At 50.9% G+C, this 13,312-nt stretch carries 12 protein-coding genes; 5 read left to right on the plus strand and 7 right to left on the minus strand.

What is annotated here, in order from left to right:
• Positions 1-96: 96 nt before the first annotated feature.
• From HU175_RS12140 to lepA, 6 genes are all read right to left on the minus strand, one after another.
• Positions 97-1,482 carry an L-serine ammonia-lyase gene (locus tag HU175_RS12140; protein ID WP_176566853.1) on the minus strand — a complete coding sequence of 462 codons (1,386 nt, stop codon included), beginning with the start codon at positions 1,480-1,482 and terminating at the stop codon, positions 97-99.
• A gap of 14 nt (positions 1,483-1,496) precedes the next feature.
• Positions 1,497-2,273, minus strand: a complete 777-nt coding sequence (locus tag HU175_RS12145) for an oxygenase MpaB family protein (protein ID WP_176566854.1) — start codon at positions 2,271-2,273, stop codon at positions 1,497-1,499.
• A 124-nt stretch (positions 2,274-2,397) separates the two neighbouring features.
• Positions 2,398-3,123: an OmpA family protein gene (locus HU175_RS12150; protein WP_176566855.1), complete on the minus strand. Its 726-nt coding sequence runs from the start codon at positions 3,121-3,123 to the stop codon at positions 2,398-2,400.
• Between the two features lie 115 nt (positions 3,124-3,238).
• Positions 3,239-4,309, minus strand: a complete 1,071-nt coding sequence (locus HU175_RS12155; RefSeq protein WP_176566856.1) for a hypothetical protein — start codon at positions 4,307-4,309, stop codon at positions 3,239-3,241.
• A gap of 24 nt (positions 4,310-4,333) precedes the next feature.
• Positions 4,334-5,392, minus strand: coding sequence for a hypothetical protein (locus HU175_RS12160; protein WP_176566857.1), 1,059 nt, complete (start codon positions 5,390-5,392; stop codon positions 4,334-4,336).
• A gap of 129 nt (positions 5,393-5,521) precedes the next feature.
• Entirely contained in the window at positions 5,522-7,309 is a 1,788-nt protein-coding gene (gene lepA / locus HU175_RS12165; protein WP_176566858.1) for a translation elongation factor 4, read from the minus strand.
• A gap of 675 nt (positions 7,310-7,984) precedes the next feature.
• Between lepA and HU175_RS12170 the strand changes: the two genes are divergently transcribed.
• From HU175_RS12170 to HU175_RS12185, 4 genes are all read left to right on the plus strand, one after another.
• Positions 7,985-8,464 (plus strand): Lrp/AsnC ligand binding domain-containing protein, encoded by a 480-nt coding sequence (locus HU175_RS12170; protein WP_176566859.1) that lies wholly within the window; start codon positions 7,985-7,987, stop codon positions 8,462-8,464.
• A 158-nt stretch (positions 8,465-8,622) separates the two neighbouring features.
• Entirely contained in the window at positions 8,623-9,162 is a 540-nt protein-coding gene (hslV, locus tag HU175_RS12175) for an ATP-dependent protease subunit HslV (RefSeq protein WP_176566860.1), read from the plus strand.
• 102 nt (positions 9,163-9,264) lie between these two features.
• Entirely contained in the window at positions 9,265-10,752 is a 1,488-nt protein-coding gene (locus HU175_RS12180) for a sensor histidine kinase (protein WP_176566861.1), read from the plus strand.
• The gene (locus HU175_RS12185; RefSeq protein WP_176566862.1) at positions 10,703-11,167 is read left to right on the plus strand and encodes a response regulator; all 465 of its coding nucleotides are present in this window, start codon (positions 10,703-10,705) and stop codon (positions 11,165-11,167) included. The genes HU175_RS12180 and HU175_RS12185 overlap by 50 nt, the downstream gene beginning before the upstream one ends.
• A 32-nt stretch (positions 11,168-11,199) precedes the next feature.
• Here HU175_RS12185 and dacB read toward each other — a convergent pair whose 3' ends face one another.
• Positions 11,200-12,723 (minus strand): D-alanyl-D-alanine carboxypeptidase/D-alanyl-D-alanine-endopeptidase, encoded by a 1,524-nt coding sequence (gene dacB / locus HU175_RS12190; RefSeq protein WP_176566863.1) that lies wholly within the window; start codon positions 12,721-12,723, stop codon positions 11,200-11,202.
• A 279-nt stretch (positions 12,724-13,002) separates the two neighbouring features.
• Here dacB and HU175_RS12195 point away from each other — a divergent pair, with 279 nt between their 5' ends.
• The gene (locus HU175_RS12195) at positions 13,003-13,149 is read left to right on the plus strand and encodes a hypothetical protein (protein WP_176566864.1); all 147 of its coding nucleotides are present in this window, start codon (positions 13,003-13,005) and stop codon (positions 13,147-13,149) included.
• The last annotated feature ends 163 nt before the right edge of the window (positions 13,150-13,312 follow it).

The following is a 13,312-nucleotide window of genomic DNA, read 5'->3' on the forward strand; positions in this document are numbered from 1 at the left end:
GAGTAGCGATCTAAGTCCAGGTTGTTTGATTGACTTAGTCACCCATAATACGCATGGAACACCTAATTGTTTGGAAAAGCTGCTACTTAGGTACTATTAACATTCCGTGGCGCTCAGAGCCAGGCCTGCTTCGGACGTTTCTTTGTATTTGGTCGACATATCCCGCCCGGTGGCTTTCATGACCTTGACAACGGCATCCAGCGAAATTTTCTGGAAGGAAGCCGCGCCTGATGTAGCCAGCAGAAAAGCATTGTAGGCTTTGATGGCCCCCATCGCGTTCCGTTCGATGCAGGGAATCTGGACATAGCCGCCAATGGGGTCGCAGGTCATGCCGAGGTGGTGTTCAATGCCAATTTCGGCGGCTGCCTCAATGGTATTGATGGTACCAGTGGGTTGCGCGCAGCGGGTCAGAAAGGCCGCACCCATAGCCGAGGCCGTTCCAATTTCGCCCATGCAGCCCATTTCGGCACCGGAGATACTGGCGTTGTGTTTCACCAGAAAACCGACAGCCGCAGCTGCCAGCATGCCGCTACGTAGTGTTGCCTTATCGTAATGAAAATGGTGTTTGGCCAAAAACGTCAGCCCCGGAATAACACCCGATGCGCCCGACGTTGGGGCCGTAACGACAATGCCCCCAGCCGCATTTTCTTCCGATGCCGCCAGGCAGTAGGCGTTCAGGAAAATGAGAAAGCTGTCTGACGACTGACTCATGCCTTTCGCCTGCTGATACAGAATTGGGGCCTTGCGACTCAACCGTATGGTTCCGGGCAGGGTACCTTTGTGCCGTAGCCCCCGTCGGACGGCTTTATGCATAAAGTCCAGAATCTGATCAATCTTCTGGTTGATCACCGACCGGCTCAGGCCCGTCAGCGCGGCCTCATTGGCCAGCATCAGCTCGTCGAGCGTGATTTTATGGGTGGCCAGCTGCGCTTTCAGTTCGTTCATGGTACCATACGGGTACGGCACCGATACGCTGGTCGGGTCGACTTCCGGTTCGCCTTTCCGGATAATGAACCCACCGCCAATGGAATAATATTCTTCCTCGTACAGCGTCTGCTCACCAGCCGCCAGTTTTAACACCATCGTGTTGGCGTAGGGCGAATCGTAACGGACGCGCTCAAAATGAACGTGCTGCGGCCCAACGGTAATCGACATTTTTCCCGTTTCAACCGGGTACGTTACGTCCGGCTCGCGGAGCAGCTTCAGCAAAGCATCGGGTTCAACGGTTTCGGGTTGCCAGCCCAGCAGTCCCGCTACAATGGCCCGGTCGGTACCGTGGCCTTTACCCGTCGCACTTAGTGAACCGTAGAGATGAATATGGATGGTGTCGGCCTGCTGCTGAACAGCGTCGGGGAGCGTAGCCAGCCGGTGCCGGAAATCGAACGCAGCCTTCATGGGTCCGATCGTATGCGAACTGGATGGTCCCGGTCCGATTTTAAACAGATCGAAAATAGACGTAGTGATCGGGTTACTGATCGCCATGTTGATGAAGTAGGTTACTGGTCCAGGTCCTGAATCTGCTTCAGGTACTGGGCAGGGAGCAAGATACGCTGAACAACCGAACGCAGGCCCAGGCCGTTCAAAACTTTATACAAACCAACCGTATAAGCCAGCAGCGGTTTACGGGGAAGCGCCAGAAGCTGATGTACCTGTTCGGGAACCAGTACGGCCTGCGCCTGCCGCAGCAGATCATAGCGCCAGCTGCCCAACTCGTCCCGGTACCGCTGGAACAGCTTGTCGGTGAATTCGCTACGTACTAAATCCTGGTTAAGATGAGCTTGCCGGTCTGCAACCCAGTCGGCGTAGGTAGTTGGCAGGGCGGGAACGTGCATGCCGGCACCAACTGCCCGAAACGTAGCGAACACTTCCCCGCGTTCGGCCAGCGTCAGCGGGCGGTGGAGCGTTTCGTAAGCGCGCATGGAATAGTCGATGAGCATGTATAATACGTCGCGGTAAGCCCAGTCGGGAATCTGATACCCCCGTTTCTGTTCAACCCCGCCGTGAATGGCGCTCATACGGGCAATTGCCTGCCGGGCTTTGTAGTCGGGCGCAAAGACAATTTCCTGGGCGTAGCGTACCGTCGAAAAAAGACGGCCAATTGGATCGGCGGGTAATTTACCAGTGAAAAACAACCAGTCAACGGCCCGGTTGAGGGCAAATTCCGCGGCCGAGCCGGCAAAAATCAGAAGAATGACGTCGGCGTCACCCCAGATTTTACGGGCGATCGAGTCGGGTTGGACAAAATGAGTGGTTGATGAATCGCTGAGCGTCATAAAGTATGGACAGGATTACCGTTATTTTAGACAGGATTACAGGATGCTTTCCTGCGAAGAACCTGTAAATCCTGTCTAAAATAAACGACAGCAGACACCAAATAATCCGATAATCCGTAACTTTTTAAATACTCAGCACCACAAACTCAACCCGTCGGTTTTTGCGCTTGTTTTCCTCCGTGTCGTTGGGGGCCGCCGGGCGCGAGTCGCCGTAACCAACGAAACGCAGACGGTTTTCCGTGATGCCGCTTCGCATCAGGTAGGATTGAATAATCTTGGCCCGGTTATGCGAGAGCGCCTGGTTGAGTCGACGATCACCAACATTATCGGTGTGTCCCGCAATTTCAATGACTAGTTTTGGGGTAGTCTGCAGGGTTTTGACAAGTTTATCCAGCTGCGGATAAGACTCTGAACGTAGTACGTAGCTGCTCTGGTCGAAATAAACTTTGTCGAGTTGAAAAGTCCGGTTTACTTCCAGGTTTCGGAAGATAGAATCGGCTTTTTCCTCCCGTTTAGCCAGCCTGACTACGTAGGCATAATCGGCGCAGGTATCGCAGGAAACGGCCATCAACTCCTCGCTGATGTAATAACCGGGTACTTCGGCCACAACGGTCAACGTATCGGCCTGCCGAAGCACGAACGTAAAGGCTTTAGTGCCCTGACTGGTGCCTGCAAACTTTTTCTTCGCCAGTTTGGCATCGACCGTAAACTTAGCCGCGAGAAAGGCCGAGCTGGCATCGTCGACTGCCGTGAGCGCGAACAGGGTTTGCTGGGTCGGTTGTGGTTTAGACTGACCGTATACCAGCGAGCCCGCCAGCAACCAGCAGAGGAATAAAAGACCAGGACGCATTTTGTTTACATGAGTTAGTCTACAAATTCCTGCAAAACCAGTGCCGGTTTAGTGTAGAGTAACTGTTTTTCGGCTGGGTTTATACGCCAAAAGCCGACTTGCTGGTGGCCTTGGCTTACGGCAGCATAGTTACGCGCCCGTTCTCCAGGATACCAACTCCATCGAACTGCGAAAGAAAAATCAGGGTGTTTTTCTTCACCACGGCAATCTTATCGATGCTGTTGGGGACCAGAATAGCCTTTGACGAAGAATTCTGTGCGCTGATATTGGTCATAGCGATCTGTTGCCAGTGCTGAGGAGTAGACAGATTATCTGGTAGAGTACCGCGAAAAATGCCGTTCTGTGAAGTGAAATAGAGAGCGTTGTCGTACGGGCTGTAGCTGACGGATTGAATATTCTCCCCCTGAGTTGTCGGTACGGCTACCTCGGTGTCAACCTGAACAGGTTTTTTCCAATCGGCTTTACTAACGAATAGTAACGTTTCCTGGAAATTTTTAAAATGGCTAATGGTTGATTCACTCGTCATCTTGTGGTTCATGGCGGCTGATACGTAGACGGAGGTCGAGTCTTCAGAAAACGACGCGACAGGATAGAGTCTTTCTTCCGTGTCTGCCAGGATTGGCTTAACAAACGTTTTCCTGTGGGTATCGAAAATGAACAGTTTCCCGCCCCACTCCCCAAAGTCAAATCCAACCCAGATGTTGTTGTCATTGTCCATGTGGAAGCAACTCACGTTTTCCCACCTGTCTTCGTGAAGCGTTTGATTGGCGAGCCGTGACAGTTTTGAGAAGTAGAGCTGCCCCGTCGCCAAATCCTGAATTCCCTTGTCGGTAATGGCATACCCTCGGTTGTGGCTGTCGAAAACCAGTCCCAGTATGGTATTGGTGAGCGTCTGCCGGATTTGCCAGGAGTCAGTAGCTTCGTTATACGTTTTAAGCCGATTTAGATTGTCGGCAACAACGATTATTCCCTGTCTATCCCGCGCCAAATGGGTAATAGCAGCGTCATCACGTATCGTTTTATTTATTTTTTTGTATTTGTGATCAATTATTCTGACTTCGCCACCGGTTGTAAGAACCCAGATAGCTTTGTCGCTCAGGAGGAAGTCTTTGTACTGAACCTGCGCCTGTACTGGAGTGAGGTTTGAAAGTAGAGAAATGAGTAAAAAGAAAATGACGGTAGGCATGTTGTGAGGTTGATGCAAGGCCGCTTACTTTATCATAGTCAATCGGCCGTTGTCGAAAAATCCGATTCCATTTAATCGTGAAAGGAATACAAATTTCCCTTTCCCCGTAGCAACAATTTTTGCCACATTCATAGGTGAATCAAAGGAGATAGGCTGACCAATAAACCAGTTTGACGTAGGACTCACAATTTTCTTCCAGTTTTTGACATTTGCCAGGTCTTTAGATCGATTGCCGCGAAAAATACCGTTTTGCGATCCAAAATAAATCGAGTTGTCATACCTACTGAGCGTTGCGGGACCAATATGCTCTCCCTCAATACTTTCCTGTATCTTGTACTTACCAAATGGTTTGCCCCAGTGGTTCTTACTTTCGAACAATACTGTTGCCCGAAAATCCTGAAAATGAATAACTGAGCCGTTGCTCCAACTGACTGAGGCATAAACGGTAGTAGAATCTCCGAAAAGAGATTGAACGGGGGGAAGCACTTTGGTATCCTTGTGTAATATTGGCTCACTAAATGTTTTTGTGTCAGTATTAAAAAGCAGAAGTTTTCCTCCGCCCCACTCTCCGAGATAAAATCCGACCCAGATGATGTCGTCTTTATCTACATAGGAGCAAGTCACTCTGTCCCAACTATCTTCGGGAAATAAAAAATATTTCTGAGGAATTTTCGAAAAATGTAATTCTCTTGTTTTTAGATTCAGAATTCCTTTGTCCGTGATTGCATACCCATTATTTTGGCTATCAAATGCCAGCGCAAACAGTTTTTGTTCGATCGTTTGCCGCGTTTTCCAGGAGCCAGTGTCTTCGTTGTATGTTTTGATCTGATTAGATCTGTCTAAAAGCATAACTGTGCCCTTTCTGTCCTTGGTTATATAAGTTATTGCTTGGTCGTTAATAATCGTTCTGAGCGTTTTCCGGTTGGTTAAGCTGATTATTTTTACCGTTCCTTCCGTAGTAAGCGCCCAAATGGTATTATCAACCTGTACGAAGTCTTTATAATACCTGTATTTGTACTGAGCATGTGTAATATTGACGCACAACAGCAGTATAGCGATCAACTGCAGAAATAAACGGGACATAAACGTTTTTAATCAAAGAGTGCTTTATGACACTTTGATGAATCTAGCCCGAGAAATTCATACGGAATGACCACAAAAAAAGTCCCGCTATGAATCATGGCGGGACTTTTTACTATGAAACGCGAAGGTTTAGTTTATCTTCAACACGGCCATAAAGGCTTCCTGCGGAATTTCGACGTTACCAACCTGACGCATCCGTTTCTTACCTTTTTTCTGCTTATCCAGCAGTTTGCGTTTCCGCGAAATATCACCGCCGTAACACTTGGCCAATACGTCTTTACGCAGGGCGCTCAGGGTTTCGCGGGCAATAATTTTCTGACCAATGGCGGCCTGAATGGCTATTTCAAATTGCTGACGGGGAATTAACTCCCGAAGTTTTTCACACAGTTTCTTGCCCCATTCGTATGATTTCGACCGGTGAACAATGGCCGACAAGGCATCGACTTTATCCCCATTGAGCATTACATCGAGCTTCACCATGTCAGATTCCCGGTTGTCGATGAACTCGTAATCAAGCGACGCGTAACCGCGCGAAATGGTTTTGAGCTTGTCGAAAAAGTCGAAGACAACTTCAGCCAGGGGCATCTCGAACTGGAGTTCAACACGGTCGGCGGTCAGGTACACCTGATTTTTGAGAATGCTACGTTTATCCATGCAAAGGCTCATGATGCCGCCAACGTACTCGGCTTTCGTGATGATCTGCGCCCGAATGAACGGTTCTTCAATGATGTCGATCAGGTTCGGTTCAGGCATGTCAGCCGGAGCCGAAACCTGCAGTTCCTGCCCTTTGGTGGTCAGAACCTCGAAGCGCACCGATGGTACCGTTGTGATAACGGTCATGTCGAATTCGCGTTCCAGTCGCTCCTGCACGATCTCCATGTGGAGCATGCCCAGGAAGCCGCAGCGGAAGCCGAAACCCAGAGCCGCCGATGTTTCGGGTTCCCAAACCAGAGCGGCATCGTTCAGCTGGAGCTTTTCCATGGCGTCGCGCAGGTCTTCAAACTCACTGGTCTCGACGGGGTAAATACCGGCGAATACCATTGGTTTAACCTCCGAAAAGCCCTGAATAGCAGCGCTGGCCGGGTTATCAAGCGTAGTAATCGTATCACCTACTTTTACTTCTTTGGCTACTTTGATCCCAGAAATCAGATAACCTACGTCTCCGCACTCAATTACGTCCTTGGGGACCTGCGATAAGCCAAGCGTACCTACTTCATCGGCAATGTATTCCTTGCCGGTGTTCATGAATTTCACCCGGTCACCTTTGCGGATACGTCCGTTGACGTTCCGAAAAATAACTTCAATACCCCGGTATGAATTGAAATGCGAGTCGAAAATCAGCGCTTGTAATGGCCCGGTCGGATCACCTTTGGGAGCCGGAATCCGCTCAACGATAGCCGCCAGAATTTCAGGAACACCGATGCCTTCCTTACCGCTGGCCGGAATAATGTCGTCCCGCTCGCAGCCAAGCAGATCGACCATTTCGTCTTTTACCTCCTCGGGCATGGCGCCCGGCAGGTCAATTTTGTTTAGTACCGGAATGATAACCAGGTCGTTATTCAGCGCCAGGTACAGGTTCGAGATCGTCTGAGCCTCAGTTCCCTGAGCCGCATCGACCAGCAGGAGCGCCCCTTCGCAGGCGGCAATGGACCGCGACACCTCGTAAGAGAAGTCGACGTGGCCGGGGGTATCGATCAGGTTAAGCGTATAGGTTTCGCCCTTGTGGACGTACTGCATCTGAATGGCGTGGCTCTTGATAGTGATGCCGCGCTCGCGCTCCAGATCCATATCGTCCAGCAACTGAGCCTGCATGTCGCGGGCACCAACCGTCTTGGTAAATTCAAGGAGCCGGTCGGCCAGCGTGCTTTTGCCGTGGTCAATGTGGGCAATAATGCAAAAATTACGGATATGCTTCACGTTCGAAAAACGGGGGAGTCTTTTACTGATAAACCACAAAAATAGGCAAAAAAGTCCGCGAATAAGTGCTTGGACAGGATTACAGGATTATGAGGATTGCTATCGCTTCGAAGAGACGGGGATTCCTGCTCAGGGAATTGTAAAGATCTGTGAAGACGGGTTGGTTAAATTGCTGAAATGAGCAGTAGCCAAAATGAACGGTGATACAGACTCTAATTATCCCGTCCATCCTGGAATCCTGTAGATTAACCTTAAAAAAACAAACGCCGGACTCATGGAGCCGGCGTGTTCGATTACACTTCATCAACAAACTAAAAACCAATTCGATCGTCTAAACGATCATGGCTGTAGGAGGGGGACTCGAACCGCCCACGGTGCAGTTAGCTACAGTACAACTCTGGTGGTCAACCCCAGTCGCCCGAAGGCGGCATTATGCTGCGTTTATCCTTTATCACCACCCCCGAGACAGGAGGGCACGTCTGCCAATTTCGACATCCTACAGTGTAAGAAACGTTATCAAGAAGACCGGCGTGTGACCCCGCTCGATCAACTTGACAATGCAAATATAATAGATGGACTTGTTATGTTGCAAATTTTACAGGAAAATCTTTAAAAATTTAGAGTATATTTAAAAATAAGGTAGTTTTGTTAGCATTCATCAAACAAGCTACCAAGATGGCCGACAAAAATTTAGAAATTGATAATACTGATCTTAAAATACTGAGTTTGTTAATGCAGGATGCCAATATGCCCTATACCGAAATCGGGAAGCGCATCTTCGTATCGGGCGGCACGGTCCACGTCCGGATGAACAAACTCAAGCAGATGGGTATCGTTCGCGGCTCTCAACTGGTTATCGATCATACCAAACTGGGCTGGGACATCAGCGCTTTCCTTGGCATCTACCTGGACAAAAGTTCGCTTTACGCCGAAGTAGCCAAGCAACTGGAGAAGATTCCGGAGGTGGTCAATATTCATTACACAACGGGGATCTACAGTATTTTCGCCCGGATCGTCTGTCGGGATACCCAGCACCTGCGCGAAGTATTGCATGACAAGATTCAGAAAGTAAGCGGAATTCAACGTACTGAAACGTTCATTTCGCTCGAAGAGAGTGTAAACCGCCCAATCCCGTTTAGCGAAGAAAAAGAGTGAGTCGCTCGCTGGCGCCTGCGTCTCCAGCGCCCATTCTTACTGTCCTGCCAAGCAGCTGCTGCCAGCAGGAAAGGAAGGGGCTTTTGCTAAATTTTCGCTTTCCCATGCGATGAAAAGGGGGAATGGTACGTTATAGGCAATATTATAGTTCTTTATCAATGCAACCCACAATTCACGCAACAACCGTAGTAGGCATCCGGCATAATGGTCAGGTGTCGCTCGGAGCCGACGGACAGGCTACCATGGGCAATACGGTCGCTAAAAGTAATGTTCGAAAAGTACGCTCCCTGATGGACGGCAAAGTTCTGGCCGGTTTTGCCGGTTCTACTGCCGATGCGTTCACGCTTATCGAGCGATTTGAAGAAAAACTGAATGCCTACGGCGGCAACCTCAAACGGGCCGCCATCGAGCTGGCAAAAGACTGGCGTACGGATCGTTACCTGCGTAAGCTGGAGGCCATGCTCATCGTTGCGTCGAAAGACGATCTGCTTCTGGTGTCCGGAACGGGCGATGTGATCGAGCCGGATAGTGACGTAGCGGCTATCGGCTCGGGCGGGATGTACGCCCAGTCGGCAGCCCTGGCGCTGAAAAAACACGCTACGAACCTTACGGCAGAGGAAATGGTACGTGAGAGTCTGCACATTGCTGCTGATGTCTGTATTTATACCAACCATAATCTGGTTGTCCAGTCGCTGTAAGTAACGGATCGCCGGTCAGCGGCTTATGTGACTGGTCGGCATGCGCTAAAGTGCCTGTTCCTTTTTGTTTATATTTGTGCCCTCTCGGCTCCTGTTAACGTTATGGCAAAACGAACCCCATCACTCCTGCGATCAACGAACCGGCGTATTGCGCTCGGGTTTTTGATTGCCAGTGTGCTGATTGCGCTGGGTTTTTTTATGTCGCTGCTGACCTACAACCGGTATAACGAGGAAAGCAAGCGCGTACAGCGAACCCAGGAACTGATCGGGCAGCTTCAGGACGTATTGTCGTCGCTGAAAGATACCGAAACCGGCGTGCGGGGCTACGTCGGCTCGGGTGACCGAGCCTTTCTGGAACCTTATAACGCAGCCCTGCCGCTTATTCCCGGTCAACTGGCCCGGCTGCATTACCTGGTCGAGGAGAGTAGCCGGCAGTCGGGACGGATTGATACGCTGAGCAAACTGATTGATATCAAACTGGCCAATCTGGCGCGGCTAGTCAGCGAAACCGAGACTATGTCGCCGACCCTGCGGGCGATCTACCTGCGAACCGACAAGCGCTATATGGACCGAATCCGGGTCTGGTCGGCCAGAGCCATCGCGTCCGAGAAAGTACTGCTCGATTCGCACATGCAGCAGACCGATTACTACTTCCGGAATGCCATTGCCGTTATTTTCCTGCTCTCGCTGCTGACGTTTCTGTCGCTGGCGATGTCCTATCGGTTGCTGACCAACGAACTGGAACGGCGGCAACAGAACGAGGATCAGCTCCGGGCCTATGAACTGCAGCTGCGCGATCAGCTGCGGCAGCTTGAATCATCGAACGAAGAATTGGAACGGTTTGCGTTTGTGGCATCGCACGACCTGCAGGAGCCTTTACGAAAAATTCAGTCGTTTGCGAACCTCATTACGGATCGGTACACGAACCTGTTCGACGCCGACAGTATGATGTTCATGGGCAAGATTACCAAATCGGCCGAGCGCATGTCGAAGCTGATCAAGGATCTGCTGAACTTCTCCCGGATTTCCAGCCATCAGGAGGAGTTTCGTTCGGTTAATCTGAGCCAGATTATTCAGCGCATTCTCGACGATCAGGAACTGCGTATCAAAGGGCTCAACGTACAGCTGGAAGTAGGAAAACTGCCTACTATTCCGGCCGTAGCCAGTCAGATGGACCATCTGTTTACAAATCTGATCTCAAACGCCCTGAAGTTTCAACGGGCCGATGTTACGCCTATTCTACGTATTCAGGCGTGTGAGGTTCAGCCGGGAACGTATCCTGAACTGATCGCTAACCGACGGTACGTGTGTATCGGCGTTGAGGATAACGGGATTGGTTTTGAGGAAAAATACCTCGAACACATCTTCAAATTATTTCAGCGGCTGCATGGTAAGACCTCCTTCGAAGGAACGGGGATCGGTCTGGCCATCTGCAAACGCATTGTGCTGTATCACCACGGATATATTACTGCCCACAGTCAACCAAACGAGGGAACTACCTTTATGGTAATACTCCCGGAAAGTCAATTACCAGATGATTATGACCGATCAACCTCAACAGAAACCTATTCACATACTATTAGTGGATGATGATGAGGACGACCGCTATCTGACCAAGGAAGCGTTCCACCAGCATTATCCGAAAAGCCGCATTTCGTTTGTCGAAGACGGAGAAGACCTCCTGGATTTTCTGAATTACCGGGGCCGGTACAGTGGAGCCGGGCACACGCTGCCCGAACTGATTCTGCTGGACCTGAATATGCCCCGTAAAGATGGTCGCGAAGCCCTGCGGGAAATCAAAACCAGCGATCAGCTGCGGCATATTCCCATCGTAGTCCTGACAACGTCCGACGCCAGAGAGGACATCGAAACATCGTACCACAACGGCGCGAACAGCTTCATTACTAAACCGCCGACGTTTCAGCGGCTGAGCGAAGTAACCAAAGCCATCGGACAATACTGGTTCAACGTAGTGACTGTCTGCGAGCACGAAGGCGAAGAATAATGAATACCGGTAGCCGGAACAATCCGTCCCGGCTACCGGCCCGACAAACCGGCCAGTGCAACGAATAGTTTTTCCAGCTCGGACGTAACCGTACGGTTGTAGCCGGGCGTAAACTTGTTCACGAATACGCAGAAGCACATAGGCTCTCCGTCGGCCGCGGTGAAGTAGCCCGCGTAGGCCCGGACGCCTTCAATCGAGCCACTCTTGGCCCGAATTTTCCCCGCGGCAGCGGTCCCCCGCGCCAGCGTACGTACCGTACCGGTCTGCCCCACAACCGGAATCGTTTCGTAAAACTGCGGAAACGTTTTCTCCCGGCCCAGTGCGCTCAGAATCCCCGTCATATTATCGGTTGTCAGCGCGCCCGTTGTCGACAGGCCACTCCCATCTCGGATCCGGAACCCATTCAGATTAACTCCTTTTTTGATCCAGTACGCAATCAGCGCGTTGATGCTGGCCTTTGTTGAACGGGCACTTTTGTCGAGAGCCAGCGCTGTTGTGCGTAGTAAGGCCTCAGCGTAGAGGTTGATACTCTGAAAATTGGTTTGCTGCGCCAGTTCCAGCAGGGTAGGAGACTTGTGCTGAGAGAGTATCGTTCGTTTACCCCTGGTTTCGATCGATACACCATTACCGCCCCCTACCGAAACAGGCGTGTTACTGATCGTTACGTTCTGGCTGGTAAGGGTTTGCTGCAGCGCGTAAGCCGCAAAGTAAGCCGGATCGGGTAGGGAGCCCTTGACGCTAAACTCCGGCCCCAGCGGTACTTTACCCGTCAGCCAGCGCTGATTCTGAAACGGTGCACCGTAGATGTTGACCTGATCACCGGTTTTGGCTGCATCCGTCGTTACCGAGTTCTGAAAGGTCAGGTATGGCAACAGTGGATCTGTGCGGGAGTAGGTTGCCGCCTGACCCACCGCCCGACCGGGTTTGAAAAAAACGCGGTACAGATTTTCGTTGATGTTCAGCGCGCTCAGGCTGGCTCCGTAGTAGTTGCCCAGGTCGCTGAATGGCCATGAATCGGGTGTAGTAAGGTCAGTGTAAAGTCCCGCATCGCCAACAACGGCACCCCGAATCTGACGAATTCCTTTGGCCCTGACAGCATCGGTCCAGCTAGCCAGCAGAGCGGGCAGGTCGTAATAGTTGGGAAACCGCCAACTGCCGAGCGAGGGGTCACCTGTACCTCGGATGTACAGGTTGCCGGTTAGGACGCTGTCTTTGATAACACCGTCGTATTCCAGCGTTGTGGTGTAGGTGTAAGTAGGGCCCAGTACGGCCAGTGCCGTTCCCGTTGTGATCAATTTAAGCGTAGAGGCCGACGAAAGGCTCTGCTGGTTGTGATAGCCAATCAGTTCTACCCCATCCCGCACCCGCCGAACCGACAGCGCTACGGTACCAAAACGGGCCGCCGGGCCGGTTTGAAAAGCCTCCAGCTGTTGCAGGAGCCGCTGGGTTGCCAGCGAGTCGGCAAATGAATACGTAACGGATAGGGAAGGGGTGGCCTGCAGCCGGAGCGAATAGACAAGCAGAAACGTAAAAAACAGACTACAGAAACGGGGCATACAGGAATGGCTTAATTAACCAGATAGATACAGCGTAGATTGGGTTGGTCAGGATAGGACTCCAGTCAGCGCACCACCGGAGTTGCTAACGTAATGACGATTTTAGTGATAGCCGGAACAAATATAAGGCCATGTATGAGCAGCAGGGTTTGCAAACGTGCTGACTATTCTCCGGATTTTACCGGCTTCCTGTGTCAATTCATAATTTCATAACCGTTCGTTCGGTGACTAGTCCGGCGATGAACGTCAAAGCAGGACTAGTCACTGTTTTTTGTCTGTATGCTTTCCCACTGGGTCAATGAATTAATGAATCTGCTGGCTGGCAACAGCCGCTACGTCCGGTACCCACGTCGAATTAAGTTTGTTTTTCTTTTTGTTCTGTTCGCGTTTCTGGCTTTACCCTGGTTGATCTGGTTGATCAATTGATAACGTACCAATGAAGTCCATTGACCGAAGCAGGCTTTGGTCATGGCTAATACAACAACCAGGCAGGCGATTATTACGGAACTGTTATGAATCAGCTGCCGAACGATTTTATTCATGATCCGGCGCTTACTTTGCCATCGAAACTGTCGCCCGGCGACGCCAA

Origin of the sequence: Spirosoma sp. KUDC1026 (genome assembly GCF_013375035.1) — a bacterium.
Classification (GTDB): Bacteria; Bacteroidota; Bacteroidia; order Cytophagales; family Spirosomataceae; genus Spirosoma.

What these genes read in the sequence shown, in the direction of transcription:
- HU175_RS12145 (WP_176566854.1), bottom strand. Translation starts at nt 2,273, where the DNA reads ATGACGCTCAGCGATTCATCAACCACTCATTTTGTCCAACCCGACTCG.
- HU175_RS12180 (WP_176566861.1), top strand. Translation starts at nt 9,265, where the DNA reads ATGGCAAAACGAACCCCATCACTCCTGCGATCAACGAACCGGCGTATT.
- HU175_RS12140 (WP_176566853.1), bottom strand. Translation starts at nt 1,482, where the DNA reads ATGGCGATCAGTAACCCGATCACTACGTCTATTTTCGATCTGTTTAAA.
- HU175_RS12150 (WP_176566855.1), bottom strand. Translation starts at nt 3,123, where the DNA reads ATGCGTCCTGGTCTTTTATTCCTCTGCTGGTTGCTGGCGGGCTCGCTG.
- HU175_RS12195 (WP_176566864.1), top strand. Translation starts at nt 13,003, where the DNA reads ATGCTTTCCCACTGGGTCAATGAATTAATGAATCTGCTGGCTGGCAAC.
- dacB (WP_176566863.1), bottom strand. Translation starts at nt 12,723, where the DNA reads ATGCCCCGTTTCTGTAGTCTGTTTTTTACGTTTCTGCTTGTCTATTCG.
- hslV (WP_176566860.1), top strand. Translation starts at nt 8,623, where the DNA reads ATGCAACCCACAATTCACGCAACAACCGTAGTAGGCATCCGGCATAAT.
- HU175_RS12160 (WP_176566857.1), bottom strand. Translation starts at nt 5,392, where the DNA reads ATGTCCCGTTTATTTCTGCAGTTGATCGCTATACTGCTGTTGTGCGTC.
- HU175_RS12185 (WP_176566862.1), top strand. Translation starts at nt 10,703, where the DNA reads ATGACCGATCAACCTCAACAGAAACCTATTCACATACTATTAGTGGAT.
- HU175_RS12170 (WP_176566859.1), top strand. Translation starts at nt 7,985, where the DNA reads ATGGCCGACAAAAATTTAGAAATTGATAATACTGATCTTAAAATACTG.
- HU175_RS12155 (WP_176566856.1), bottom strand. Translation starts at nt 4,309, where the DNA reads ATGCCTACCGTCATTTTCTTTTTACTCATTTCTCTACTTTCAAACCTC.